Genomic DNA, 24,467 nt, shown 5'->3' on the forward strand with positions numbered 1-24,467 from the left:
CGCACATGACGGCTCGGTCGGAAGGGCAGCGAGACGACTCCCCTAACTACACAAACATCGGCGCACATCTCAAGCACACATGGCAAACATCCTCGTGGTCGACGACGAGCTGGGTATCCGAGACCTGCTCTTCGAAATTCTCAATGACGAAGGCCACAACGTGGAACTCGCGGAGAACGCAGCCGAGGCGCGTGCAGCGCGTCAGCGCGCGCGTCCCGATCTCGTTCTCCTCGACATCTGGATGCCTGACACCGACGGCGTGACGCTGTTGAAGGAGTGGTCCGCCGCCGGCCTTCTGAGCATGCCTGTCGTCATGATGAGCGGGCACGCCACGATCGATACGGCAGTCGATGCCACTCGGATCGGCGCATTCGCGTTCCTCGAGAAGCCCATCACTCTGCAGAAACTGCTCAAGGCAGTGGAGCAGGGCTTGGCCCGTGAAAACGCCCGCCGCGCGGCTGCCAGCGTCGTGCCGCCGGCGAGCAGTTTCTCTGCCGTCGTCACAACCATAGGTGACAGCGCTCTGGTACCCGCCGCACCTCAGTTGTCACCGGCCGAATTGGGCCCGCAAGCCACGCAGAGCTTCGATCTCGATCGACCGCTGCGCGACGCACGTGACGGTTTCGAAAAGGCCTACTTCGAGTTCCATCTCGCGATGGAGAACGGCTCTATGACTCGCGTGGCAGAAAAGACAGGTCTTGAGCGAACCCATCTATACAGAAAGCTGAAGCAACTCGGTGTCGACCTGTCGAGAGGCCGCCGCAGCACTGTATAATCGCCGGCTGCACACCATGGCCCGGTAGCTCAGTTGGTAGAGCAGCGGATTGAAAATCCGCGTGTCGGTGGTTCGATTCCGCCCCAGGCCACCAGTCATCGTCCCTTGCAACTCAACAGGTTAGCAAGAGGCACACAGAAAACGGCCTCCCAAAAGAGGCCGCTTTTTTTTGGCAATTTTTTTTTCAATTGCCAACAAAGCACCTGCCAAAGGCAGCACAGGCTATCGAACAGGACTGTATGGCTAACGCTAAGTCCATCGCGCCTCGGTGAGGCAGGAGAAACTGCTACCCGCCGGTTGCGTCGCGGCGCGGGACTTCCTCGCGTCTGCCGTAGCGGACGGGGCCGTCAGCCGGAGCGCGAAGTCCTGATCCGGCATCCATGACTGCCGGCCTATGATCGCCACCATGGCATCCATCGAGAAGCGTTCTACCAACACATCGGCCCAGGCAGCGGGCCAACCCTCGCTCGTGGATCCGCCCGTGCGGACGATCGTGGAAGGGGAATCGGAAGACTTGTTGTCCGATCGGTTGGCCCGACAGATCCGTATCGGCATCCTTCGAGGAGACAACCCCGCTGGCTCGCGTCTGAACCTCGATGAGATGAAAGGCAGATACGACGTGAGCTTGAGCCCCCTGCGGGAGGCGCTGTCCCGGCTCACGGCGGAAGGCTTCGTGCGCTTCGAGGCCAAGCGTGGGTTCCGCGTCAGCGAAATGTCGCGCGCCAACCTCGGGGAGATAGTCACCATCAGAAAGCTCTGCGAGCCTGTCGCGATTCGGGAATCGGTCTTGCATGGCGACGACGACTGGGAAGAGCGCGTGGCGGCGGCTGCGCACATGCTCGGCAAGCGCGTTGCGGCAAAACCTGGGCCGACTTCGGCGGCCGAATGGGAAAGCGCCCATCGCAAATTCCATCTGGCTGTGCTCTCCGGCTGCGGCATGCCCATGCTCATGCACTTTTGCAGCACGCTCATGGACTTGCAAGACCGCTATCGCCTGCAGCTCACGAAGGATGGGGCCTATTCGCGCCGTGCCGAGGGCGAGCATCTGGCCCTGCTGGACGCGTGCCTGGGTCGCAACGCCAAGCTGGCGGAGAAGCTTGCGCTCGAACACATCGACCGCACGCATCAGCAACTGATCGCCGTGATGGGCGGCGCGCCTGCGCCGGCGGCAAAGACGCGGACCCGGGCGAGGCCCTAGCGGTTCGCCATGTGGCGCGCGGCGCGCCACGCGAAGGTCATTCCGGGACCCAGCGTCGCTCCCGGACCTGGATAGGCTCCTCGCATCATGGACGCCATGTCGTTGCCGCAGGCATAGAGGCCCGGCACCGGTTGCCCTCCAGCGTCCAGGACGCGTGCGTCTTCGTCTGCTCGGAGGCCCACGCTCGTGCCCAAATCGGCGACATGAATCTCGACCGCATGCAACGAGCGCGTGTCGAGCACGCGCATGCACGGATTCGGCCCGTGGAGCGGATCGCCGTTGTGCCGGTTGAGCGCCGACTCGCCACGATGAAAGTCAAGATCCACGCCGCGCGCGGCGAGTTCGTTGTATCTGGTCAGCGTGCGCTCGAGGGCGCCGGCTTCGAGATGGAGGCGCTCTGCGAGTTGGGCTGGCGAATCGGCCTGCGTAAGGTAGCCGGCCTGCACAAACCGCCGCAGCGACTTCAGGCCTGGGCGAGCCATGCCGATGCCATAGCTGCTGACAAATGCGGCGTCAGCAATCAGGAAAAATCGCTTGCTGCCCGTGCGGCGATTCGATTCGAGCATCCCTTCGCAGAAGTGGTGGTAGGCGTCGGCTTCATTGGCGAAGCGGTTGCCGGTCGCGTCCACTGCGAGAAGCCCGGGCTTGGCCCGGTCCAGCATGATGTGCGGGAACGTCGCCACGCTGCCATCCGCGCGCTTCATCGTCGAGACGGGCATCCAGAACGCGGGCGGTACATGATCGTCCTCCACCGCGCCGCCGAGTGAAAGTCCCAGGTCGATGCCCCCGCCGGCGTCGCCTGCGTGTGCGACGCTGTGGTCGCGGGCAAGGGCGGGCAACCAGCGCTGCCGCATCGCTACGTTGCCCGAGAAGCCTCCGGTCGCCAGCACCACGGCTTTTCCGATCCGAACCCGCTGTTCACCCTGCGGGCCGGCCATTACGCAGTCGAATCCCGATGCTGTCCGCGCCATGCGCGCGACCCGAGTGTCGAATGCGATCTTGACGTTGGAGTGCAGCAGGCTGCTGAAGAGTTGGGCGACAAGCGCATTGCCCATGACCAGCCGGGTGCCGCGAGGCCGCGTGAGCCGGTCCCTCGCATGGCGCGCGACCAGTTGCGCGGCGCCGAGAAAAGCGCGCGGCTCTCGCATGGCGTTCAGAAGGATCGGGATGTCGGCCTTGGCGACCATCATTCCACCCAGCACCATGAACTCCGGCAGGGGCGGGCGCACACGTGCAAAGTCGCGACCGAGACGCCGCCCGTCGAACGTGGACGGCGCGAACGCCCGACCGCCGAGCGTGGCGCCGGGCAAAGCCTGAAGATAGTCTGGATGCCGTGCCACGGGATCAAGGCGCACCGCTGTCTCTTCGCGCAGGAACCGCAGAAGCTCGGGCGCCGACTCGAGCAACGCTTCGATCTTCGCGCTGTCGGCCCCCGGCCCGATGCTGGCCTCCAGGTAGGCACGCGCCGTTCCGCGGCAATTGTCATCGGCGTCTTGGGGCGAGGCGCAGGGAATCCACAGCGTGCCCGCCGAGGTCGCGCTCGTGCCGCCCACCTGGTTGGTCGATTCGACCAGCAGCACGCTGAGGCCGCGGGACGAGGCAGACAGCGCGGCCGTCATGCCGGCTGCGCCTGCGCCGACAACCAGGACGTCGAAGTCTGGCGCCTGAGCCATCAGGCTTCGCTCTGGAGGATGGCGCCTTGCTCGCGCAGGCGGCGTTGCAACTCGGGAATGGAGACCTCGCGGACGTCGCCGCCCCAGTGCCCATCGGCCGAACACATCGCGGCAGCAGCCCCTGCCGCCTGGCCCATCGCCATGCAGGTCCCCATCACACGCGCCGAGCTTTGCGCCTCGCGCGTGGCGGACAGGCAGCGGCCGACCACGAAGAGGTTGCGCACACCCTTCGCAATGGCGACGGACAGGGGCAGGTCGTAGGAGCCGCCGTCCTTGATGGTCTGGCGGCGATGAGACGACACCGCGAACAGGTCGATCTCATGGCCGCCCTTGGCCACCACGTCATCGCGCTTGCGTGCGCCCAGCACGTCTTCCTCGTCGAGGATGTAGTCCCCCACAATGCGACGCGTCTCGCGCACACCGATCTTGCCAGCGACGCCCGAGAAGTGCGCGTCCTCGAAGCCGGGCACGCGCTCCTTGAGGAAGCGCATCGATTGCTGGATCTGGCCGAAGAAGGTGGGCACTGCTGCACTCAGGTGGCGCGTGTCGGTGGCGTCCACATTGCCGATCTGCGTGCAGTTGATGCTGACTTCCCGGCGCGCCGTGGAGACCGGCACGACGGCGACGATCGATGTGGGAAACATCTCTCCGGCTTCCACTGCGCGCTTGAGAATGCCGCGCTCCCCGAGAAGGACCACTTTCGGCTGGCCCTGCTTCCAGAGTCCTTCGGCGCATTGTTCGCGCGACATCCCCATGCCGGGAAACTCCGCGAGTCCGTATTCTTCGGGATGGGTCCGGACATTCTCCAGCAGGCGAGGCGTGTCCACGCCGGTCATGCGAAAGATCAGGGAGGGCGGCTGAAAGAAGCGGCCATCCTTGCCGAGTTCGGTCTTGCCGCCGGCGGCGTCCACCAGATCCGCGTCGCCACTGGCGTCGATGATGACCTTGGCACGCACCAGGTGGCGACCGGATTTGTTCTGGACGAAGACACCACGCACATCCCCGCCGGCCGATAGAACGCCTGTCGCCAGCGTGTAGAGCATGACTTCGACACCAGCCTTGCCCAAGAGGCCGACCACCGCGAACTTCATCAGTTCCGGGTCGAAGCACACCAGATGCAGCGAGCGGTAGTCGAACACCGGGCCGATGTAGCCGCCAAGCTCCTCGACTTCGCGCAGCAGATCGCGCGCAATGCCGCCCACGATCCACTCACCGCGCGTGGAAATCATCCCCAGCATGGAAATGCCGCTGACGAGTTCTCCACCGACCATGGGCGATGCCTCGACGAGCAGTGTCTTCGCGCCATTGCGTGCGGCGCTGATCGCCGCCGCGATGCCCGCGCTGCCGCCGCCGATGACCAGAACGTCGCATTCGATTTCACGGGTGATATCAAGCATGGGCATCTCAGACGGTAATCTTCTTGGCGATGACGATGTCGCCCCATCGCTTGACCTCGGAGCGCAGCAGCGTCATGAATGCATCTCGCGAGCCCGCAATGGGTGTTGAGCCCAGGCCGGTCATGCGCGCGACGACGGCCGGATCGCCGAGCGCCTTGTTGAGCGCGGCGTTGAGCTTGTCCAGTATCGCTACGGGCGTGCCCGCCGGGGCGAGCAGCCCATACCATCCCTGGGCGTCGAGGCCGGGCATCGCCGTCTCTGCCAAGGTGGGCACGTCGGGCAATTGCGGCGAGCGCTGCCGGCTGCTGACCGCGAGGGCGCGCAGCTTCCCGCTCTGGACTTGCGGGAGCGCCGTCTGCACCAGGTCCATGACGAACTCGATCTGACCCCCCATCAGGTCGATGATGGCGGGACCCGTGCCGCGATAGGGCACATGGGTGAAGTTTGCGCCGGTGTTCGATGCGACGAGCTCCGGCAACAGATGCGTCAACGTGCCTGCGCCGCCCGATCCGTACGGGATGGGTTTGGACTTGGCTGCGGCGATGACGTCGGCGAACGTCTTATAGGGGGAATCCGAGCGCACGACCGCGACAAGCGGCGTCGCCGCGACGCCGCCGACTGCGGCGAAATCCGCGATCGCGTCAAAGGGCAAGGGCTTCATCATCGTGGCGTTGATGGCGTGCCCGTTGGAGGCCATGAGCAATGTGTACCCGTCTTTGGGCGCCCTCGCGACCAACGCTGCGGCGATGGTGCCGCCGGCACCTGCCCGGTTGTCGATGATGACGCTCTGCTTGAGCTGCGCCGCAAGCAGCGGGGCCGAGATCCGGGCGAGCGAATCGGCGATGCCGCCGGCCGCGAATCCCACGACGATCGTGACGGGTCGCGAAGGATAGGCCTGTTCGGCGCCGGCGAGCGGGGCGAGGCCGGCAAGGCCCGCGGCAGCCAGGAACGCCCGCCTTCGCGGAAACCATTCGCGCTCGGACGTGTTGGAAAGTTCAGGGGCGATGGTTGTCATGCGATGTCTCCAATATGCTTGAGATGGGGCGGTTCCGCATCAGCGAAAGAAATCGAGCAGCTTCTGAAGCTGGCCCTCCAGCACCTGCTTGCCCGGATGGATTTCGCAGCCCAAGCTGCGCGCGGCAAGCAGGAGCGGCGTGAGTTCCGGGGTCATGACGACCTCGGCGACAACATGCGAGCTACGCAGCAACCCGGGGTCGATAGGAAGACGCGGGTCGCCGGCCATTCCGACAGGGCTGGCGTTGACGACCAGCTGAAACCCAGAGGTCGATGTAGCCCTTCCGGCATCGAAGCGCGTGCCCGCTGGGCCGAGTTCGCAGAGACGCGATGCAAGCCGTTGCGCGCGCGAGACATCGATGTCGGAGACGGACACGCGTGCGGCGCCCGCTTCCGAGAGCGCGAGCGCAATGGCAGAGCCGACGCCACCTGCGCCCAGTACCAGTGCCGAGCAACCGGCAATCTCGAAGCCCCGCGCACCGAGACCGGACACGAAGCCGTAGCCATCGAAGAGATCGCCACAGGCCTTGCCGTTGCGAAAGCGAATGGCGTTCACGGCGCCGGCGACGCGCGCGGCCACCGAAAGCTCGTCCATCCAGGACGCCAGCGCAATCTTGTGCGGAACCGTGACGATCCATCCGCGCAGATTGCCGAGCTGTTGGGCGCCTTCGAAGACTTTCCGGAGGTCATCGGGCCTGACTCGAGCTGGCAAAACGAGGACGTTGTCGCCCGCTGCCATGTAGTGCGGATTCATAAGTTGAGGCGCCTTCACCTGATCGATGGGGTGCCCGACGATCCATACGAACTGGGTCTGTGCGTCGACAGGGCAGACCTCATGGTGATTCTGTTGATTCGCCATAATTAATCGATGCTATCACTATCATCGATGATTCGCAAAGCATCGGTGGATTCATTGATGCGGAGCCTCGTGCATGGCGCGTATCAGGGTGCCTGGCGCTGGGAGCGCGTCACGCCCGAACTTCGCAAGGCCGGATACCCCAGCCTTTGGCATTGAAAGACCTGAGGGAATCGCCTGGGTCCAGGCCGCGCCCGGTGTTCCAGGCCGTTTCTACATGTATCGAATCATGGCTCGCCGATGAATTGGCTGACACGGCACCGCCTTGGTGTCCGACGTTTGCCTTACGTCCCGCACCCTAGGTTAGCGGGCGATGAACCGCATGCGGGTCACCTACATCTATGGAAATTCTCGTTGTCGTCGGTACCCTGTCAGGCTTGGGGGGCATCGAAGTGTGTGTCCGGTCCCTGGCGGAGGAAGCGCAGGCGCACGGCGACCGCGTTCGCGTGCTCGCGTTGTGTCCCAGTGTTCGAGATCCCAAATGGCATGAAGGGATCGCCTATACGGAAGTCGAAAACGGTTCGACCTCGTTGAAGACCCAGATGCTGCGGGGCCTGCCGGCCTTTGTTCGTACCTGCAAGACGCAGCTGCCGGACGCTGTCGTCGTCATCTACAGCTCCACGCTTCTGCTCGTCAAATTGGGGCTGTGGCTTGCGCGCCTCAAACGTCCGGTTTTGGCGTGGCTGCATTTTTCAACGGTCCATCGGCAGCGAACCGACCTTCTCAGGTTTGCAGACGGGCACCTCTGCATCAGTCCGCAAATCGCCGATGCAACCAAGCTTGTGCCAGGTGTTCGACCCGAAGCTGTGCACCTCGTCTACAACGGCACGCGTATGGAATCGGTTGTGCCGATTCCCCGGTCAGAGCAGGGTCCGTTGCGCCTGCTGCACGTCGGGCGGCTCATGCGCGGCGACCAAAAGTGCACTGACGACCTCTTGCGCGCGCTCGCTCGGGTGCAAGCGGACTGGCGACTGGACCTGATCGGCTCGGGCAGTCCGGAAACGGAGTTGGCGGAGCTTCAATCCCTGGCTGAGGAGTTGGGCATCGCGGATCGACTGAATTGGCTCGGCCGCCAAGAGGAGCCCTGGCATTCCATCCAAGAGGCGGATGCCCTCGTCCTCTGCTCGTCCTATGAAGGCTTTCCGTTGGTCTTGATCGAGGCGATGGCGCGCGGCATTCCGTGCATCAGCAGCGATTGCCCGTCCGGGCCGAGCGACATCATCCGTCCCGGCGAGAACGGATGGCTGTTTGCCGTGGGCGATGTGGAGGCATTGAGCGATCTCATACAGCGGGTCGCCAGCGACCGCTCCTTGCTCCCTACTGCCGATGCGGTTCGCGACTCAGTGCAGAACTTCAGCAGCCCGAGGGTGTTCCAGCGGATCAGGGACGCGATCGAACGTACAGCGGTCTGAACGTTCGCCCCGATAGATCGGGCCGATTCGGTGCGACGTGCAGTGATTTGGACCATTCGGCACCATCTTTGCGCGCTGTAGGCACCACTTTTGCTTGCGGAAGCGGCGCATTTGCCAATAGAGGCAAAGCGCACCACTTCAACGCCAAAACTCCCGCAAGCTTTCATGGACGCACTAACACAGGGCGCGAACGCGCTGTTCCTCCTCTTGGGCGCAGTCATGGTCCTCGCCATGCATGCCGGATTCGCATTTCTTGAACTCGGCACAGTCCGCAAGAAGAATCAGGTCAACGCGCTCGTGAAGATCCTCGTGGACTTCTCCGTCTCCACGGTTGTCTATTTCCTGGTCGGATATGGGGTGGCATACGGCACGCATTTCTTTGTGGGCGCCGAGGAACTCGCCGCGAAGAGCGGCTTCGAGTTGGTGCGATTCTTCTTCCTCCTGACCTTCGCTGCTGCGATCCCCGCGATCATTTCGGGAGGCATTGCGGAGCGTGCCAAGTTCTGGCCGCAGTTGATCGCCACGGCGGTGATCGTCGGATTTGTCTACCCTCTGTACGAGGGCATTGCCTGGAACAAGGCGTTCGGCATCCAGGCCTGGATCGCTTCGGTGACCGGGAGCGAGTTCCACGATTTCGCCGGATCCGTGGTCGTCCACGCGGTCGGGGGGTGGCTGGCGCTGCCCGCGGTACTCCTGCTTGGGGCACGCCGCAACCGGTATCGCGGCGACGGCTCGCTGAGCGCTCATCCGCCGTCGAGCATTCCTTTCCTGGCCTTGGGCGCGTGGGTCCTTTGCATCGGCTGGTTCGGCTTCAACGTGATGAGCGCGCAGACGCTCGACAGGATTTCAGGACTCGTGGCGGTGAATTCGTTAATGGCCATGGTCGGAGGCACGCTGGTGGCGCTGGCACTGGGCAAGAACGACCCAGGGTTCGTCTACAACGGCCCTTTGGCCGGCCTGGTGGCCGTTTGTGCGGGCTCCGACCTCATGCACCCTTTGGGGGCATTGGTCGTCGGCGGCGTGGCGGGCGCAATCTTCGTGGTGATGTTCACGCTCACGCAAAACAAGTGGCGTATCGACGATGTCCTTGGCGTCTGGCCCCTTCATGGCCTTTGCGGAACCTGGGGCGGTCTCGCGGCAGGCATCTTCGGCAGCAAGGCGCTCGGCGGTATCGGCGGTGTGAGCCTGATGGCCCAGTTGATCGGCGTCGCGATCGGTGTGGCTTGGGCTGCGCTGGCAGGCGCGGCGGTGTACGGCACGCTCAAGGCGACCTTGGGCTTGCGGTTGTCGCAGGAAGAGGAATACGACGGCGCGGATCTGTCGATCCATCACATCACGGCGACTCCCGAACGCGAACCGACCTGGTAGGCGCGGTCGCACGCCCGGCCCTGTCGGTCGCAGGCCAGAATTCATAAGCATATTTATAATCACGGCGCTTATGAAAAGAGACTTCTCCCAGCGCTTCGGCTTCCTGGTCAACGATGTCGCCAAGCGCTATGGTGAACAATTCGACCGGCTGTCGCGTGAGCGCATCGGCCTCTCTCGTGCGCAATGCCGTCTGCTTGGGGTGCTGGCCATGCATGACGATGAGCGACCGCTTTCGCAGGTCGAACTGGCGCAGCGCCTGGATCTGAGCGCCATGGCCGTCGGCGGGCTGTGCGACAGGCTGGAAGCGGCGGGGTGGGTCTATCGGCAGGCAAGCGCCAATGACCGACGCATGAATGAAGTTCGCCTGGCCCCCAGCGCGGAGAAGGCGCTCGACGCAGCGCTGACCATCGGCGACAGCTTGCATGCGCGGGCGCTCGCGCACATGACGCCGGCAGAGCGTGCTCAGCTTCTCATCCTCCTCGGGAAGGCGCGCGATGGGCTGATCGCCTTGGACGCGGCGGCCGCAGGAGCCGGCAAATGACGACGCCGAGCCTTCACAATGCTGTCGCGCACCGGGGGCTGATCACGGTCTCGATCATGCTTGCCACCATCATGCAGGCGCTCGACACGACCATTGCCAATGTCGCGCTGCCTCATATGCAGGGGAGCCTGCAAGCGTCGCAGGATCAGATCACCTGGGTGCTCACGTCATACATCGTGGCAGCGGCCATTGCTTTGCCGCTCACGGGTTGGCTCTGCGGCCACTGGGGCCGGCGCAAGGTTTTCATCGTCTCGATCGTGGGCTTCACGATCGCCTCCGCCATGTGCGGAATTGCGACCTCGCTGGTCGAGATCGTTGCCGCGCGACTGCTGCAAGGCGTGTTCGGCGCGGCGCTGGTGCCGCTGTCGCAAGCCGTCTTGCTGGACATCAACCCTCGCGAGAAGGTCGGCCAGGCGATGGCGATCTGGGGCGCCGGCATCATGGTCGGGCCGATTCTCGGCCCGCTCCTGGGCGGTTGGCTGACCGAGAACATCGATTGGCGCTGGGTTTTCTTCATCAACTTGCCGGTCGGCATCTTCGCGCTGTGGGGCATCGTGCGCTATCTGCCGGAAAGCCGTCCACAGGGCGAGCGCCTCGACCTGTTCGGCTTCATCACGCTGAGCATCGCGATCGGCATGCTGCAGCTCTTTCTTGACCGCGGAGAGCAGATGGACTGGTTCGATTCCTGGGAGATCCGGCTCGAAGCCGTGACTGCGCTGGTTGCTTTTGCGTTCTTCGTGGTCCACACGTGGACCGTCCAGGGAGTTTCCTTCTTCGATCGCGACCTGCTCAAGGACCGCAACTTCGTGACGGGCCTGCTGTTCGCCTTCATCGTGGGGATGATCCTGTACGGCACGATGGCGCTGCTGCCGAGCTTTCTGCAGGGGCTGATGGACTACCCGGTGATCTACACCGGCCAAGTCACCGCGCCGCGGGGCATCGGAACCATGATCGCGATGATTGCCGTGGGTCGGCTGGTGCAGCGCGTCGACGTGCGGGCGATCATGGCGGTGGGCTTCAGCCTGACAGCGTTCTCGCTCTGGCAGATGACCAGCATGACCCTTCAGATGGACAGCACGCTGATCATTACTTCAGGGTTCATCCAGGGCCTGGGAATCGGATTCACGTTCGTGCCGCTGTCCACGGCGACCTTCGCGACGTTGGCGCCGCGGTTGCGCAACCAGGGCACGCCCATCTTCAGCCTGCTGCGCAACATCGGCAGCAGCGTCGGTATCTCGATCGTCCAGGCGCTACTGACGGAAGGCTCCAGCAAGGCTCACGCGACCTTGGCGGCGACGGTCGGGCCCGGCAATCACGCTTTGGCAAACCTGCCGCAGATGTTGAATCCTGCCACTTCCACCGGATTGGCCATGCTGAACAGCGAGGTCACGCGGCAAGGTGTGCTGATCGGCTACCTGGACGACTTCGGGATCATGATGGTCGTCACCCTGGCGGCGATTCCACTGCTGCTGCTTATTCGCAGTCCGCGTCGCGCGGCCGCAAGCGCTGCGGCAGTCGAAGTGCCGCACTAGCCTCAGAAATCGACCAGCGCCAATCCGACGCTGAACACCGTGCGCTTGCGGTTGTAGTCGACCAGCGTGTCGCCATAGCCATAGAAGAGCTGCGTCTGAAAGCGCAGGTTGCTCTTCACCGGATCGCCGATCGCCTTCAACCATTCGAGCTTGATGCCGCCCTTGCCGCCATGAACCGACACCCCGAGTTGGTTGAGGCGGTCGACCTGCCAGCCGACCCTGAGGTCGGCGTTGCCAAGGTACTTGGTGATGTCGGGGTTGTCGTCGTCGGCTGCGTTTTCCTTGATTCGCTTCCACACGCGTCCCGTGATCACGAATTGGTCTCCCAACTCCGCACCCGCCATCAGGTAGACGCGGTTCCAGCTTCTTGAGTACGGCAGGTCCTGGCCGTTCGATTGGTGCACCAGTCCCAGGCCTGTATAGCGCAGGCGCCAGCCGCCGGGGAGTTGGTAATCGGACGGGTAGGTGTACATCACCTCCGGTTCATGATCGGTGGTGCGGAAGGGGCGCGAAAGCTCTTCGTTGAACACCTGCCAGGTCGATGCCTGCGAATAAGCAAACCAGAGAGCGTCCTTCTTGACCGGATCATCCCCCGTGAGCAAGCCTTGCGCGAGCTTGGTGCGCAAGGACAGGCCGATGCGCATGTCCTGTGCTTGGTAAGGCCTGTCGACGCCCGTGTGGTTCGGTGCCGGCGAAGTCGCGGTTTCCGGAGCCTGGGCCGCCGCGCCGATGCCCACGCTGAGAGGTCTGTAGCCGCGGAAGCCGAAGGTGCCGCAATTGCTGCCTGCCTCCAGTTCCCAGAATCGCGACAGGGGAGAGTACTGGCGATCGCGGCAGCCATCCTCGCTGGTGAGGGTGATCACGCGCGTGGCGGGCACGGTGGCATCCACGGGCGGCAGCGTTTCCGCGAGCACCGGAGGTGCGGGTGGCACTGCAGCGGCCGGCAACGTCTGCTGCTGCGCCCATCGATCGAAACAGGCGAGTCGAGCTTCGCTGTTGGCCGGCCCCGAGAGCCCTTGGCAGGCCTGCCATGTCAGTTCGGATTGAGCCAACGGGCTCGGTGGCTTGTCCACGGCCTCTGCCATGGCGCCCGTCGCACCGAACCCGCAGAAGAGTGCACCGATATAGAGAAAACGTGAATTCATCGTTCAGTCCCGGCGTTGCCGATCTTGGTCAACGTGAAAGGGTGATTGCTGTCGTCGGCGGCGTTGCGCCAGATGCCCCGCCATTGGCTGCCGCAAGAGCCGGGTCCCAGTTCACCGAGCCAGACTCCGCTGATGGCCTTGCCGTCCTGCGACTCGTCGAGGCTCAGCATGCCTTGGTCGTCGATGTCGCCCGCGAGTTGGGCCACGGTGACGGCAGTTCCTTCGCCGCGCGTGATGGTGCCCCGCACACCTGCATAGTCGGGATGCTTGGCAAGCTGCACCTTGGCAATGCCAGCGATGCCTTCGAAGCGCGCTTCCCATTCACCAAAGAGCGCGTCAAGCGGCATCTCCGATCCGCTGGCGGGGCAGTTCGCGATCTGTTCGGCCGAACGCACCGGCGCCGGCCCTGCCGACCTGGCGGAGTCCTGAACGGCAACGCACCCCGAAAAGAGGCAGCAAGCTGCCATCCAGACCCAGGTCGTTCGCTTCATGGCGCGGATGCGGCAGCCGCGGCGGCTGCTGCGTTGTCCTGAACTTTCCTCGCGAATTCCGCGCGCAATGCCTTGAGCTTTTCCCGCGGGTCTTCCTTGGCCGTCGTCTTGTCGAGCGCCATCTCGGCAATGAAGCGGCTCGGCTGCGCGGCGACCATCTCGCGGCCCTGCTTGCGTCGCTTGGTCCAGCTCACTGCGAGACTGCGCTGTGCGCGCGTGATGCCCACATACATGAGGCGCCGTTCTTCCTGCAGGCGCTCCAGCGTGCTTTCGCTGATCTTTTCCTGACGGCCGCCATCGTCGTCGAGCTTGAAGGGCAGCAACCCTTCCGTGACGCCGATCAGCATCACATGGGGCCATTCCAATCCCTTGGATGCGTGCAGCGTCGAGAGGGTGACCACGTTCTGGTCCTTCTCGCGTTCGCTGATCGTCGACAGCAGCGAGATCGTCTGCGCGACTTCGAGCAGGCTCTTGCGCTCGCTCTCGACGGTCGCTCCGGAAGCGTCGTCGATCTGCCCGCCGCAGCGCTGGGACATCCAGTCGCAGAACTCCAGCACGTTGGTCCAACGGCTCGCAGCGGCTTGTTCACTTTCCTCGCCGTCGTAGAGGTGCTTCTCGTAGTCGATTTCCTTGAGCCACTCGGCAAGGAATGCACGCGAGTCCTCGGCGCCCATCGTGCGACGCGCCTTGTACTCCAGGTCATTGATGTAGCGGCCGAACTCGTGAAGACCTTCCAGCGCGCGCTTGGGCATGACGCTCGGCAGCGAAGGGCTGAACAACGCCTCGAAAAGGCTCAGCTTGTACTGGCTGGCGAAGGTGCCGAGACTCGCGAGCGTCGTGTGTCCGATGCCGCGCTTGGGCGTGGTCACGGCGCGCAGGAAGGCCGGATCATCGTCGTTGTTGACCCATAGGCGAAACCAGCCGCACAGATCCTTGATTTCGGCTCGATCGAAAAAGCTTTGCCCGCCTGAGACCTTGTAAGGAATCTGCGCCTTGCGCAGCGCCTGCTCGATCACCCTGGCCTGATGGTTTGCACGATAGAGGATCGCGAAGTCGCGAAACTCCTTGTGCTGCTGCCCCTGCGTGATGGCGTCGCCGGCTCGCAGGCTCTGGATGCGTGCGACGGCGCGCTCGGCTTCGTGCGCCTCGCTGTCCGCATCGACGACACGAACCGGCTCGCCTTCGCCGAGTTCGCTGAACAGCGTCTTGGGAAAGAGCTTGGGATTCGGGCCGATGACATTGTTGGCCGCTCGCAGGATCGCGCTCGTGCTGCGGTAGTTCTGCTCGAGCTTGATCACCTTGAGCTTGGGGTAGTCGACCGGCAGCTTCTTCAGGTTGTCGAGCGTGGCGCCTCGCCAGCCGTAGATGGACTGGTCATCATCACCAACGGCGGTGAAGCGCCCGCGCTCGCCCGCCAGGGCCTTGAGGACTTCGTACTGCGTGGCGTTGGTGTCCTGGTATTCGTCGACCAGAATGTGGCCGAGCGCAGCTTGCCACTTTGCGCGCACCTCATCGAACTGCTGCAGCAACTTGAGCGGCATGCCGATCAGGTCATCGAAATCGACGCTCTGGTAGGCGACGAGCCGCTCTTCGTAGCGCGCCATGATGCGCGCCGTGATGCGCTCGTTGTCGTCGGCCGCTTGCGCTTCGGCCTGCGCGGCGTTCAGGCCTATGTTCTTCCATTTGCTGATGGTCCACTGCCAGATGCGCGCCGTGGCCGCATCGGTGGTGCCGCCCGCATCCTTGAGGATCTTGGTCACGTCGTCGCTGTCGAGGATGCTGAAGGCCGGCTTCAGCCCCAGCACCGCGCCGTCCTCGCGCATCATGCGTACGCCGAGCGCGTGGAAGGTGCAGACCATCACGTGTTTCGCTTCGCGTCCGATCAGGCTCTTTGCACGTTCGCGCATCTCCGCGGCGGCCTTGTTGGTGAAGGTGATGGCCGCGATGCGCTTGGGCTCCAGTCCCGCCTGGATCAGCCGCGCAATCTTGTGGGTAATGACGCGCGTCTTGCCGGAACCCGCGCCTGCGAGGACCAGGCAAGGCCCGTGCATATAGTTGACCGCTTCTTGCTGCGCGAGATTGAGACCGGAAGACATGGAGGCGAGAGATCGGGAAGCGCAAAGCGCGCAATGATACGGGCGGCCCGTTTCGCGCGCGGCGAGCAGATGTGGTAGACCGACGCAGCTTTTTGCGTTAAGTCGTGCCAGGGACAATTGCCCGGTGCTCCAGATCTTCCTCGTCACCGTTCCCTTCTTTGCCTTGATAGCCGCCGGCTATGCCGCCACCCGCGGCGGAGCCCTGCCGCTGGCGGCCATTCCAGGCCTGAACGTTTTCGTTCTTTACTTTGCGCTGCCGTGCATGTTGTTTCGCTTCGGCGCGAGCGCACCCGTCGGGCAGCTGCTCGATGCGGGCGTCGCGCTGGTGTGGGGTCTCAGCGCACTGCTGGTCGTGGGCGCCGCCGTTGCCGTGAGCCGCAATGAGCGCATTGGATGGAACGATGCGGCTTTTGGCGCGCTGGTCGCCGCTTTTCCGAACACCGGCTTCATGGGGGTTCCGCTGCTGGTGGCGATCCTGGGTGCGCAGGCCGCGACGCCGACGATCATCAGTATTTCGTTCGACATGATCGTGACTTCGTCGCTCTGTATCGCCCTGTCGCGCCTCGACGCGGCCCATGAGCACGGCGGTGGCAAGGCCTTGCGGCAGGCACTGCGTGGCGTTCTGCAGAATCCGCTGCCGTGGGCGATTCTGCTCGGCGTGCTGGCATCGGCGACGCACGCCATCCTGCCGGGCCCGTTGGACCGCACCATCGCAATGCTGGCCGACGCCGCATCGCCCGTGGCCTTGTTCACCATTGGCGCGGTGCTCGCGCGTGCTTCGCTGCTGGCGCGCGAACACCAGGCCAGCGCCGCAGTTGCGCAGGCCATGGGCAGCGCACGGGCATCGCCGCGCCCCGCGCCATTGCGCGACGTCTTGCCGATCATCGCGATCAAGCTGGTCGCGCATCCGCTCGTGGTCTACGGCATCGCGCGCGGCGCCATGGCGCTAGGCGTGCCTTTGGCGCGGCCGGCACTGGTCGCGATCGTGCTCGTGGCGGCGCTCCCAAGCGCCAGCAATGTGTCGATGCTCGCCGAGCGATTCGGCGCCGACAACGACCGCATCGCCCGGATCATTCTCTGGACGACGGTTGCAGCCTTCTTTACCTTCCCTCTTGCGGCGGGCTTGATCCACTGAGGCGGGTTCGACTCACGGCGTCAGGACGCCCAGCTTGTACGGGTCGGCATCGGGGAGCAACTCGCATCGGGACATGTCACGCCCCTGCGTGCCGTCGCAATAGAAGCTGTTGTATACGCGGCCGAACAATGTGGGCGTGGAGACGAAGAGCACGCCCTGATTCGGTTGCCAGCGCTCCCTTGGCGCGACGGCCGGGCTGGACGCGGACGCTGAGATGGCCGTGGCGGTGCCAGTGGCAACGCTTGCTGTGCTCGCACCGGCCGGGTCCTGTCCCGCTGCAGGAGCGCCGGGCGCGGGACCGATGAATTCGGCAAGGGTGCGGTAGCTGTCTTCTCCATCCCAGCGACCCGTGAGGTCGGCGGGGCGCGGCCGGCCGGAAACCGGTATGAGCAAGCCATTGACCTGGAACCCGCGCCCGAAGCGATGCTCCCGGCCGGCCAGGAAGGCGTAAGCGCACGCCGCCTGACACTGGCCGCGGACCTCCGTATTGACCCCTTTGGCCCGAATGGTGCGCGCGTAGTCGCTGGCGATTTCGGGGGTGCCGCCCAGGGAGTTCTCGAAGACGACGGTTCGCACCTTCCCGCTGGCGAGATGCTCCTCGAACAACTTGATCGCGCTGCCGTCGAGCATTCCGCTAACCAGCAGCCGGTCGCCTTCCAATTCCAGATCGGCCGCTTGCGCCCCCCAGACCAGACATGCGAGCGACAGTCCCCACAGTACTCCGAACGGCGATTTCACGATTCCACCCCTTGCAGGACTCGAAATGAGCCCGCCATCTACATAGATTTGACATCGCCCCTGCGCATCGTCAAGCCCCGTTTGGAGTATTTCTTTGGCCGCACATTGGAGGCGGCCGGAGGTAATGCGAAATATTGCCTGTGGATAGTTCTTAGGTTCTCAAAGTCGCTGCTAAAGTGAGTTCCTGATCGGGAGAGTTGACATGACAACTTTGATGAGAGGGGTGCTTTCCTTGGTTTGCCTGGCCGTCGTCACCTGGCTGTGGCACGTGGGTGCCCTCGGTACGGGCGTGGCGCTCGCCATTTACCTGCTCGCTGCGGTGTTGTTGGCGTGGCCAGGGGCGGCAAATCGAAGACGGCGTTCCAGTTTGCAGTACGTGGAAATGGGCAAGGAGCCGGTCGGTTTGCTGTAGGACCGAGCGATTTTGCGGGGGCGATCAGATGCTGTGCGGGTCGACGTCGACCAGCCAGCGGATCACCCCCTTGCCTTCGGGCGTCCGCCGCAGCTCATGCAACAGCGGTTGCCAGGCTGCGAGCAACCGTTGCAAGGCTGCCCGGGATTGGCTTTCGACCAGCATCTGCGCTCTCTCCACATTGGCAACGCGCTGAATCGCGAGCGGAACCGGCGGGTAGCGCGTGACCCATTCCGACCCAGCGAGGCTTTCAGCCGCGGAACTCGCTGAAGCGAGAAACGCCTGCGCAACCTCTTGCGATCGAGCGTCCGCGCGCAAAAGCGCCTGGAACGCGAACGGCGGCATGCCGGCGGCGGCGCGGTCTTCGAGTTCGCGCTGAGCAAAGGCGGGGTAGTCATGGCGCCGCAAGGCCGCAAAAAGCGGATGCTGCGGATGGTGCGTCTGAATCCACATTTCGGCGGTCGCACCTTGCGACATCAAGTACGCCGCGTCACGGCCCGCCCGTCCCGCAGATTGCATGAGCAGACTGAACAACCTCTCCGGCGCTCGAAAGTCGCTCGAAAACAGCGCCCCATCCGGATTGACGGCCGCCACCAGCGTGATTCGCCTGAAGTCGTGCCCCTTGGCGATCATCTGCGTGCCCACGAGCACATCGACTTCGCCTGCATGCACTGCCGCCAGCTGCGATTCGAGGGCGCCCTGCTTGCGAGTGCTGTCGGCATCGATGCGGGCGATTCGCACTGCGCTTCCATCCGGTCGCTGGACGGGCGCGAAAAGCTCGCCCAAGTGTTCTTCAAGCCGTTCGGTGCCGCGGCCGACTGGCGCGATATCGGGATTGCCGCAGGCTGGACACGTGCGCGGCACGCGTTCGGCAAAACCGCAGTGGTGGCAGCGCAGCGTGCGATCGATCTTGTGGAACACCCGATAAGCGCTGCAGTGTGGACATTCGCTTTTCCAACCGCAGTCGCCGCATGCCAGTACGGGTGCGTAGCCGCGCCGGTTGAGGAACACCATGCTTTGCTCGCCTCGCGCAATGCGCTGGCCGATGGCATCGAGCAGGGCGACCGACAAGACCGTCCTGGGCGGCTGAAGGTTCATATCGACCAGTCGCACTGTGGGGAGCAAGCTGGTGCCGATGCGCGAAGGCATTGCCAGCCGCGCATAGCGGCCGCCTGCATCTTCTCCTGACGGCGGCCGGCTTTGGTGCCAGGTTTCGAGTGAGGGGGTGGCGGAGCCGAGGATCACCTTCGCGTTTTCGCGATGACCGCGCCACACCCCCAGATCGCGTGCGGAATAGCGAGCGCCCTCCTGCTGCTTGTAGCTGGGGTCGTGCTCTTCGTCGACGACGATGAGTCGCAGCGTGGGCATGGAGGCGAACACCGCCATCCGGGTCCCGAGCACGATACGAGCCGCGCCGCTGTGAGCGGCGAGCCAACTCGCAAGACGCTGCGGATTCGTCATGCCGCTGTGCAGCGAGACGACCGCATCCGCGCCGAAGCGGCTTGCGAACCGCTCCTTGAAGCGGGCCTCCAACTGTGGGGTCAGGTTGATCTCGGGCACCATCACCAGCGCCTGTGCTTCGGGTTCGCGGTCGAGGAGCGCCGCTACGGCGCGAAGATAGACCTCGGTCTTTCCGCTTCCAGTGCTACCGAAAAGCAAGAACGGCCCGGGTTCGGCCTCGAAGCGCGCCAAGGCCGCGGTTTGCTCGTCACTGAGGATCACGGAAACAGGAGCGAAAGCGTCGGCATTCGAGGGCGCTGACGTGCTCTTTCGCTTCAGGCGCCGAGCCAATTGCACGCTCGACAAGTCGCGAAGCTGCGGTGGCAAGGCGGCCAGCGCGATTTCACCCAGGGAACGCTGGTAATAGCGAGCCGCAAAGGCCACCAGATCTCGCCAGGCATCGCCGAGCGGCGCGAGCGCATCAAGGACCGCGCCGATGGACTTCAATTCCACGCCCGGTGCTCCGGATTCGGCAGCCTCGGCGGCCTCCGCATGCGTCGCCCAAGCCACGCCAAGCACCTCACGGCGTCCCAATGGCACCCGCACCAAAGCGCCCGGCGTCACCGGCGCGCCACTTGCGTAACTAAGGACATCCCCTAGTGCGCTATGGGCAGGAGTCTGAACTGCGACGTCGACGCGCCAGTTCAACCGCGATCTCCGCTGCGCTTGTTTGTTAAAGGTACTTTGAACAAAACGACCTAAGTTGTTGATTTTGATGCGCTTTGCGGTTCATCCAGATTTTCTGTGGATAACTTTGTTGATATCGGGTCTGGATTCAACGGCAGCCCTTGAAAATCAAGGCTTCCGTTGGAATGCTCGCAAAAACCGCAAAGTTCAATCCCCTTATGAATCAATGACTTAGCTGCGCTATCCCTTTAGGAGCATCGGCATCGGACCTCAGATATTTTTTGCGCACCGCAACAGGTGTTTTGTGCATAAGTCAGTCGGCCCTTACGCTTTTTGCCCCCTTGACAAAGCGCTGATCGCTCGTCTTGTGTTTACAACTGATAACAATCGTCTCAGGCGCGAAGTGCCCGCGACTGCGCGTGAACAGCATCGACGAGCACCGCGACCTGGTCCGGCGGGGTGAACTGGCTAATACCGTGGCCAAGGTTGAAGATGTGGGTCGGACCTGTGCTTTGGATGTCAGTGTGCGGCCGCCCAAAGCTTTGCAGGACCTTCGCCACTTCAGCCTCGATCTGCCGGGGCGGCGCGAACAACACGTTGGGATCGATGTTTCCTTGCAGCACCTTGCCACCGGTGCCTTCGCCGACCAGCGCTCGTGCCTTGCCTAGATTGGTCGTCCAGTCGAGGCCCAATACTTCGCAATCCAGCGCGCGCATGTCTGTCAGCCACGGGCCGCCGCCTTTGGTGAATACGATCCGCGGCACGGGTTCGCCGTCAGGGCCATTGCGTTGAACCTGCGATAGAACGCGCGCCGTATACGCGAGGCTGAATTCCTGGAATGCGCCGTCAGCCAACACGCCACCCCAACTGTCGAACACCATCACGGCCTGGGCACCGGCCGCAATTTGGGCATTCAGATAAGCGGCCACCGCATCCGCGTTCACGGAGAGCAGCTTGTGCATGAGGTCGGGGCGGCTGTAGAGCAGCGTCTTGGCCTGCCTGTAGTCGCTCGAACCCGCGCCTTCAATCATGTAGCAGGCCAGGGTCCAGGGACTGCCTGAAAACCCGATCAGCGGTACGCGGCCGTCAAGGGCCTTTCGAATCGATGCGACCGCGTCGAACACATAGCGCAGCTTGGCCATGTCCGGCACTTCGAGGGCCGAAATTGCCGCCTCGTCTCGCACGGGTCGTGCGAAGCGCGGCCCTTCGCCCACTTCGAACGAAAGCCCGAGTCCCATGGCGTCGGGAACAGTGAGGATGTCGGAAAACAGGATGGCAGCGTCGAGCGGGTAGCGCTCGAGCGGCTGGAGTGTGACTTCCGTCGCGTAGTCGACATTGGTCGCCAGGCCCATGAAGCTGCCGGCCTTTGCACGGGTGGCAACGTACTCTGGCAGGTAGCGCCCAGCTTGGCGCATGAGCCAGACAGGCGTGTGGTCAGTGGCCTGGCGCCAGCAGGCGCGCAGGAAAGTGTCGTTCTTCAAGGGGGCAAAAGGCATCCCGCGATTGTCGCAGGGGCTTGGCCGCAGCCTTCGGCGACCCGGGTCTTGTGACTCAGGTCTTGTACTTGATCGAACAGCCGTAGGGCCGCGTCGTCGCGGCACTGATCGCCTTGCCGTCGAAAGCCTCGCCGAGCGCCTGGTTCACGTAGTTGGCAGCTGTCTTGATGTCTTCGGGGCGCGCCGAAGCGATGCTGTCGATGCCGCCGGCATATACGAGCGTGCCTTTCGGGTCGATGATGAAGATGTGCGGCGTCGTCCGTGCACCGTAGGCTCGACCGATCACACCGTCTTCGTCCATCAGCACGGCGGTCGGCGCACCCGACTGTTCGTGCATCCAGGCTTCCAGTTCGGGGGCCTTCAGGTAGTCGCTGGCAGCGCGTTCGGTCGAGTTGATGGCCAGCCAGACGACACCCTTGCCCGTTGCCGATTTCTGGGTGGCTGGCATGTTGCCGCTGCCGTAGTGCTTGCGCACGAACGGGCAGCCGGGGTTGGTCCATTCGAGCACCACGTACTTGCCGGTGAAGTCTGAGAGGCGATGCTGGTTGCCGGCAGTGTCGACGGCAATGAAATCGGGAGCCGGCTGGCCGACAGCGGGGGCAGCCATGGCTTGGGCGTTCATGAGGAAAGTCGCGCCGAGCGCGACGGCAGCCGTCATGACAGCGCGCCGTGAAGCCCGGGTCAGGGCCGCCCTGGCTTGGCGTGCGGCGCGAAAAGAACGGGATTCGGAAGATGACGATGGTGACATGGTCAGCTTTGACCTCCAATGAGAAATACGCAACAACCACCGCAGCTTAGAACGGATTCTTCAAGCGCATGTGACAACCCGTATTGCCGCAGGGTCAAAGCGCCGCCAGCGCCGCGCGCACCTCATTCTTGCTCAGGATTTCGGTCAGCACGATCGGCGCCTTGCCCGGCGCCTGAAGCACATAGACGGGCACGCCACTGCGCCCCAATGCCGTCAGGGCGGCGGTAATGGACGGATCGCGGCGCGTCCAGTCGGCGCGGAGCAACGCGACGTTCCTGGCGGCGAAGTCCGCCAGCACGGCATCATCCGAAAGAGTGCTTCTCTTGTTGTATTGACAGGTCACGCACCAGGCGGCGGTGAAGTCCACAAACACCGGCTGGCCGCCCGCGTTCAACGCCGCAACCCGCTGAGCGGACCAAGGCTGCCAGCGTTCGCCGGCAGCAGCTTCGCTCTGGCGCGGCTCCGTCGTCTTGACGACGTTCCCGCCGATCGCGACCGCCAGTACCGCTGTCACCGCAAGGGCGAGCCCTGTCATGGCGACGCGCGTGCGGCCACCCAGCGTCAGTGCCCACGCAATCGCGGCCAGGCAGATCAGCAGGCCGAGCAGCGCGCCCGCGCCGTCGATGCCGCTTTGCTGGCCCAGGACCCAGACCAGCCACGCCACCGTGGCGAACATCGGGAAGGCGAGCAGGCGGCGCAGCGTGTCCATCCAGGGCCCCGGCTTCGGCAACAGGCGGGCGATTGCAGGCACGAATCCAGCGACGAGATAGGGCAGCGCCAGCCCAAAGCCGAGCACCCCGAACATCAGCAAGGCCTCGACGGCCGGCAATCCGATCGCGAAGCCCAGCGACGCGCCCATGAAAGGTGCAGTGCAAGGCGAGGCGATCACGACTGCGAGCACCCCCGAAAGAAAGTCGTTGGCCACTGGATGCCGCGCCTGCACAGCGCCCAGGGAGGGCGATGCAAAGTTTCCGAATTCGAACAGTCCGGCGAGATTGAGCCCGATGAGCGTGAACAGCGCCGCCAGTGCCGCGACGACCGCAGGCGACTGCAACTGGAATCCCCAACCCAGCTGGGTTCCCGCAGCCCGCAAGGCCAGCATCGCGCCGCCGAGCGCGAGGCAGGACAGGATGACGCCGCCTGCATAGGCGAGCGCAGCCACGCGGTGGCCGCGCTGGTCTTCCGCTCGCCGGGTAAAACTGAGCACTTTGATGGCCAGCACCGGAAACACGCAGGGCATGAGATTCAGGAGCAAGCCTCCTAAAAGGGCGCCAAGCAGCGCGACCCAGAGCGTGCCGGAAGGGCGGCTCACTGGGGCGTTGCCACTTCCGCTGCTGTTGGCGTCGAGCGCTGCCTGAAGCGCTGGTGTCACCTGTGCTTTGGCCGCGACGGTAGGCCAATTGCCGCTGACGGGAGCTTCGGTTCTCCACGCAAATGGCTTGCCGGGCTGCCGATCGCCTTCGGAGAGTGCGACCACGACGGGCATCACCGCGGGGCTGGCGCTGCGTTGCTCGGCGAGCGGCACGGTCGCAGTCCAGGTCGCGCCGTCCCACGATTGATTCCAGTCCTTTCCGAGTATCGCGGCGGTGTGAATCACCTCGCCCGTTTCGGGGAAAAACTCGAGCGTCTTTCCGTGCGCCGGATCAGGCAGGCCTTCGACGCGAACCTCGAGCTTGTCGCCAGCGATGGAAATTTGGCCGGCTTTCGCGAGAGGCACGGGCTGCGCAGCCCATGCCGATTCGAATTCGCCTGCATGAAGTGCTGTCGAGCTTTGCAGCGGCAGCTTGAGCCGGAACTCGCCCTCTTCCGGGATGCATTCCTTGCGGCATACGAGCCAGGATGCCTTGAGCCGCACATCGAGTTCGCCGGCGCCGGTGGGCGCCGTGGCCGGTTTGAAGTCGGGCGCTACCGTGAGTTGCACGGGGAGCAACACTGTCCCTTCGTAGCCGTAGTTGGCGAGATTGCCGATGGGGATCTTTCTTGGCACTGGCCAAGCGATGTCGCCGTTCGACACGCCAGGTGGAAGTGACCACGTGAGCTCGGTCGGAAGGCCGGAATCACCAGCGTTTTTCCAGTACGTATGCCATTCAGGCTGATGCGTGATCTGCAACCCGACCCAGACGGGCGCCCCCGGCGAAACGCCGTCCGGCGCATTCGCAATCAGTTCGGCGCGCACGTGCGGTGTCGTGACCACCGAGCCCACCTTGGAGCTCAACTGCGCGGCCGCCGGCATGCAGGTTGTGAGCGCGGAAAGCGCCGCAAAAGCGAAACCCGCGATGCGTAGAGAGGATAAAAATTCCATGCCGTCAGTCC

At 64.0% G+C, this 24,467-nt stretch carries 20 protein-coding genes and 1 tRNA gene; 9 read left to right on the plus strand and 12 right to left on the minus strand.

Features of this window, described 5'->3' with window-relative positions; all coding sequences use genetic code 11:
- The first annotated feature begins 79 nt into the window (after positions 1 to 79).
- From AC1DSF_RS28570 to AC1DSF_RS28580, 3 genes are all read left to right on the plus strand, one after another.
- Positions 80 to 775: a response regulator gene (locus AC1DSF_RS28570; protein ID WP_478105071.1), complete on the plus strand. Its 696-nt coding sequence runs from the start codon at positions 80 to 82 to the stop codon at positions 773 to 775.
- An 18-nt stretch (positions 776 to 793) separates the two neighbouring features.
- Positions 794 to 869: transfer RNA gene (locus tag AC1DSF_RS28575), tRNA-Phe, on the plus strand.
- Positions 870 to 1,181: 312 nt separating this feature from the next.
- Entirely contained in the window at positions 1,182 to 1,973 is a 792-nt protein-coding gene (locus AC1DSF_RS28580) for a GntR family transcriptional regulator (protein WP_478128724.1), read from the plus strand.
- Here the strand turns inward: AC1DSF_RS28580 and AC1DSF_RS28585 are convergent.
- The 4 genes from AC1DSF_RS28585 to AC1DSF_RS28600 are packed head-to-tail and all read right to left on the minus strand — an operon-like array spanning position 1,970 to position 6,916.
- A complete protein-coding gene (locus tag AC1DSF_RS28585) occupies positions 1,970 to 3,646 on the minus strand; it encodes an FAD-dependent oxidoreductase (RefSeq protein ID WP_478128725.1) in 1,677 nt (558 codons plus the stop codon). The genes AC1DSF_RS28580 and AC1DSF_RS28585 overlap by 4 nt on opposite strands.
- Positions 3,646 to 5,043, minus strand: coding sequence for an FAD-dependent oxidoreductase (locus AC1DSF_RS28590; RefSeq protein ID WP_478128726.1), 1,398 nt, complete (start codon positions 5,041 to 5,043; stop codon positions 3,646 to 3,648). The genes AC1DSF_RS28585 and AC1DSF_RS28590 overlap by 1 nt, the downstream gene beginning before the upstream one ends.
- 7 nt (positions 5,044 to 5,050) lie before the next feature.
- On the minus strand, positions 5,051 to 6,058 hold the full coding sequence (locus tag AC1DSF_RS28595; RefSeq protein WP_478128727.1) for a tripartite tricarboxylate transporter substrate binding protein: 1,008 nt from the start codon (positions 6,056 to 6,058) through the stop codon (positions 5,051 to 5,053).
- 39 nt (positions 6,059 to 6,097) lie between these two features.
- Positions 6,098 to 6,916: a shikimate dehydrogenase family protein gene (locus AC1DSF_RS28600; protein ID WP_478128728.1), complete on the minus strand. Its 819-nt coding sequence runs from the start codon at positions 6,914 to 6,916 to the stop codon at positions 6,098 to 6,100.
- 338 nt (positions 6,917 to 7,254) lie between these two features.
- On the opposite strand from AC1DSF_RS28600, the gene AC1DSF_RS28605 reads away from it, so the two are divergent.
- The 4 genes from AC1DSF_RS28605 (at position 7,255) to AC1DSF_RS28620 (ending at position 11,766) form a co-directional block, all read left to right on the plus strand.
- Positions 7,255 to 8,325: a glycosyltransferase gene (locus AC1DSF_RS28605; protein WP_478128729.1), complete on the plus strand. Its 1,071-nt coding sequence runs from the start codon at positions 7,255 to 7,257 to the stop codon at positions 8,323 to 8,325.
- Positions 8,326 to 8,490: 165 nt separating this feature from the next.
- Positions 8,491 to 9,693 (plus strand): ammonium transporter, encoded by a 1,203-nt coding sequence (locus AC1DSF_RS28610; protein ID WP_478128730.1) that lies wholly within the window; start codon positions 8,491 to 8,493, stop codon positions 9,691 to 9,693.
- Positions 9,694 to 9,763: 70 nt separating this feature from the next.
- Positions 9,764 to 10,234 carry a MarR family winged helix-turn-helix transcriptional regulator gene (locus AC1DSF_RS28615; protein ID WP_478146317.1) on the plus strand — a complete coding sequence of 157 codons (471 nt, stop codon included), beginning with the start codon at positions 9,764 to 9,766 and terminating at the stop codon, positions 10,232 to 10,234.
- Positions 10,231 to 11,766 carry a DHA2 family efflux MFS transporter permease subunit gene (locus AC1DSF_RS28620; protein ID WP_478183906.1) on the plus strand — a complete coding sequence of 512 codons (1,536 nt, stop codon included), beginning with the start codon at positions 10,231 to 10,233 and terminating at the stop codon, positions 11,764 to 11,766. Before AC1DSF_RS28615 ends, AC1DSF_RS28620 begins: the two co-directional genes overlap by 4 nt.
- A 2-nt stretch (positions 11,767 to 11,768) precedes the next feature.
- On the opposite strand, the gene AC1DSF_RS28625 is transcribed toward AC1DSF_RS28620, so the two are convergent.
- From AC1DSF_RS28625 to AC1DSF_RS28635, 3 genes are read right to left on the minus strand one after another with little or no spacing between them, the layout of a single operon-like run.
- The gene (locus tag AC1DSF_RS28625) at positions 11,769 to 12,911 is read right to left on the minus strand and encodes a phospholipase A (RefSeq protein WP_478128733.1); all 1,143 of its coding nucleotides are present in this window, start codon (positions 12,909 to 12,911) and stop codon (positions 11,769 to 11,771) included.
- The gene (locus AC1DSF_RS28630) at positions 12,908 to 13,402 is read right to left on the minus strand and encodes a hypothetical protein (protein WP_478146320.1); all 495 of its coding nucleotides are present in this window, start codon (positions 13,400 to 13,402) and stop codon (positions 12,908 to 12,910) included. Before AC1DSF_RS28630 ends, AC1DSF_RS28625 begins: the two co-directional genes overlap by 4 nt.
- On the minus strand, positions 13,399 to 15,498 hold the full coding sequence (locus AC1DSF_RS28635; protein WP_478183907.1) for an ATP-dependent helicase: 2,100 nt from the start codon (positions 15,496 to 15,498) through the stop codon (positions 13,399 to 13,401). The genes AC1DSF_RS28630 and AC1DSF_RS28635 overlap by 4 nt, the downstream gene beginning before the upstream one ends.
- A gap of 124 nt (positions 15,499 to 15,622) precedes the next feature.
- Here AC1DSF_RS28635 and AC1DSF_RS28640 point away from each other — a divergent pair, with 124 nt between their 5' ends.
- Positions 15,623 to 16,633, plus strand: a complete 1,011-nt coding sequence (locus AC1DSF_RS28640) for an AEC family transporter (RefSeq protein WP_478183908.1) — start codon at positions 15,623 to 15,625, stop codon at positions 16,631 to 16,633.
- A 12-nt stretch (positions 16,634 to 16,645) separates the two neighbouring features.
- Here AC1DSF_RS28640 and AC1DSF_RS28645 read toward each other — a convergent pair whose 3' ends face one another.
- Positions 16,646 to 17,371 (minus strand): hypothetical protein, encoded by a 726-nt coding sequence (locus AC1DSF_RS28645; protein WP_478146323.1) that lies wholly within the window; start codon positions 17,369 to 17,371, stop codon positions 16,646 to 16,648.
- A 202-nt stretch (positions 17,372 to 17,573) separates the two neighbouring features.
- On the opposite strand from AC1DSF_RS28645, the gene AC1DSF_RS28650 reads away from it, so the two are divergent.
- Positions 17,574 to 17,783, plus strand: a complete 210-nt coding sequence (locus AC1DSF_RS28650; RefSeq protein WP_478128738.1) for a hypothetical protein — start codon at positions 17,574 to 17,576, stop codon at positions 17,781 to 17,783.
- 24 nt (positions 17,784 to 17,807) lie between these two features.
- Here AC1DSF_RS28650 and priA read toward each other — a convergent pair whose 3' ends face one another.
- The 4 genes from priA to AC1DSF_RS28670 form a co-directional block, all read right to left on the minus strand.
- The gene (gene priA, locus AC1DSF_RS28655; protein ID WP_478128739.1) at positions 17,808 to 19,931 is read right to left on the minus strand and encodes a replication restart helicase PriA; all 2,124 of its coding nucleotides are present in this window, start codon (positions 19,929 to 19,931) and stop codon (positions 17,808 to 17,810) included.
- 371 nt (positions 19,932 to 20,302) lie between these two features.
- Positions 20,303 to 21,406 (minus strand): uroporphyrinogen decarboxylase, encoded by a 1,104-nt coding sequence (hemE, locus tag AC1DSF_RS28660; protein WP_478146324.1) that lies wholly within the window; start codon positions 21,404 to 21,406, stop codon positions 20,303 to 20,305.
- A gap of 55 nt (positions 21,407 to 21,461) precedes the next feature.
- Entirely contained in the window at positions 21,462 to 22,154 is a 693-nt protein-coding gene (locus tag AC1DSF_RS28665) for a thioredoxin family protein (protein WP_478183909.1), read from the minus strand.
- 94 nt (positions 22,155 to 22,248) lie between these two features.
- Positions 22,249 to 24,387, minus strand: coding sequence for a protein-disulfide reductase DsbD family protein (locus tag AC1DSF_RS28670; RefSeq protein WP_478146338.1), 2,139 nt, complete (start codon positions 24,385 to 24,387; stop codon positions 22,249 to 22,251).
- Between the last annotated feature and the right edge of the window lie 80 nt (positions 24,388 to 24,467).

Source organism: Variovorax sp. 01N429, from assembly GCF_056399425.1.

Coding starts and splice junctions, on each gene's coding strand:
- AC1DSF_RS28650 (WP_478128738.1), top strand. CDS start 17,574: ATGACAACTTTGATGAGAGGGGTGCTTTCCTTGGTTTGCCTGGCCGTC.
- AC1DSF_RS28665 (WP_478183909.1), bottom strand. CDS start 22,154: ATGTCACCATCGTCATCTTCCGAATCCCGTTCTTTTCGCGCCGCACGC.
- AC1DSF_RS28595 (WP_478128727.1), bottom strand. CDS start 6,058: ATGACAACCATCGCCCCTGAACTTTCCAACACGTCCGAGCGCGAATGG.
- AC1DSF_RS28585 (WP_478128725.1), bottom strand. CDS start 3,646: ATGGCTCAGGCGCCAGACTTCGACGTCCTGGTTGTCGGCGCAGGCGCA.
- AC1DSF_RS28670 (WP_478146338.1), bottom strand. CDS start 24,387: ATGCCGGCGGCCGCGCAGTTGAGCTCCAAGGTGGGCTCGGTGGTCACG.
- AC1DSF_RS28625 (WP_478128733.1), bottom strand. CDS start 12,911: ATGAATTCACGTTTTCTCTATATCGGTGCACTCTTCTGCGGGTTCGGT.
- hemE (WP_478146324.1), bottom strand. CDS start 21,406: ATGCCTTTTGCCCCCTTGAAGAACGACACTTTCCTGCGCGCCTGCTGG.
- AC1DSF_RS28570 (WP_478105071.1), top strand. CDS start 80: ATGGCAAACATCCTCGTGGTCGACGACGAGCTGGGTATCCGAGACCTG.
- AC1DSF_RS28620 (WP_478183906.1), top strand. CDS start 10,231: ATGACGACGCCGAGCCTTCACAATGCTGTCGCGCACCGGGGGCTGATC.
- AC1DSF_RS28600 (WP_478128728.1), bottom strand. CDS start 6,916: ATGGCGAATCAACAGAATCACCATGAGGTCTGCCCTGTCGACGCACAG.
- AC1DSF_RS28615 (WP_478146317.1), top strand. CDS start 9,764: ATGAAAAGAGACTTCTCCCAGCGCTTCGGCTTCCTGGTCAACGATGTC.
- AC1DSF_RS28605 (WP_478128729.1), top strand. CDS start 7,255: ATGGAAATTCTCGTTGTCGTCGGTACCCTGTCAGGCTTGGGGGGCATC.
- AC1DSF_RS28580 (WP_478128724.1), top strand. CDS start 1,182: ATGGCATCCATCGAGAAGCGTTCTACCAACACATCGGCCCAGGCAGCG.
- AC1DSF_RS28635 (WP_478183907.1), bottom strand. CDS start 15,498: ATGTCTTCCGGTCTCAATCTCGCGCAGCAAGAAGCGGTCAACTATATG.
- AC1DSF_RS28610 (WP_478128730.1), top strand. CDS start 8,491: ATGGACGCACTAACACAGGGCGCGAACGCGCTGTTCCTCCTCTTGGGC.
- AC1DSF_RS28630 (WP_478146320.1), bottom strand. CDS start 13,402: ATGAAGCGAACGACCTGGGTCTGGATGGCAGCTTGCTGCCTCTTTTCG.
- AC1DSF_RS28590 (WP_478128726.1), bottom strand. CDS start 5,043: ATGCTTGATATCACCCGTGAAATCGAATGCGACGTTCTGGTCATCGGC.